The organism is Nocardiopsis sp. FR4, from assembly GCF_009830945.1.
In the GTDB taxonomy this organism is placed as follows: domain Bacteria; phylum Actinomycetota; class Actinomycetes; order Streptosporangiales; family Streptosporangiaceae; genus Nocardiopsis.
This window is the reverse complement of the sequence record NZ_VWVV01000075.1, coordinates 1-613: the sequence shown is the minus strand read 5'-3', so window position 1 is coordinate 613 and position 613 is coordinate 1. Positions and strand designations below refer to the sequence as shown.

The 613-nt window shown below is 71.6% G+C and carries 1 protein-coding gene; it reads right to left on the bottom strand.

The window, feature by feature from the left end:
• Positions 1-613, bottom strand: a 613-nt coding sequence (locus tag FYW95_RS27485) for a peptidoglycan-binding protein (protein ID WP_160051009.1), incomplete at both ends; no start/stop codon positions are given.

The window sequence follows — 613 nt, the reverse complement described above, 5'->3', positions numbered from 1 at the left end:
GGGGACGCGGAGCCGGTCCCAGGTCGTGCGCCCGGGCCAGCCGTCGGCGTCCGCGCCGGTGAAGCCCAGCTTCCTCTGCCACATCGCGTACGCGTCCTGGTCGACGTCCGACCACTGGTCGCCGGGCCCCACCCGGTAGGGGTTGCAGCCCTCCTGGACGAGCCGTACGCCCATGGCCATGATGATCCGGCTGTTCGGGCGGCCCTTGAACCACTCCGTGCCGGGGAAGGGCACGTAGCCGCCGTCCCCGACGGGGCCGCTGACACCGCCCTGGGGGTCCAGCTCCGAGCTGCGGGCCGGGATCAGGAGCTTGGTGCCCATGGCGAACTCGTAGCTCTCGAGCACGATCTTGGGCAGGCCGTTCAGCTCGACCAGGGACCACCAGGGAACGTCGAACTTGGCGGCCACCGACCCGAGCGTCTCACCGAACCCGGTGACGTACTCCATGGGGCCGCTGTTGGCGCCCGGTTCGAGGTCCCCGCCGCGGACCAGGTCGTACAGGGCCGGTCCCGGGCACGCGGTGGCGTAGCCGTCCCTGTGGCCGAGGATCTCCGAGCCCGCGCCGCCGTAGTACCTGAGGTAGGCGATGGCGTCGCGGATGCCCCGCTTCATC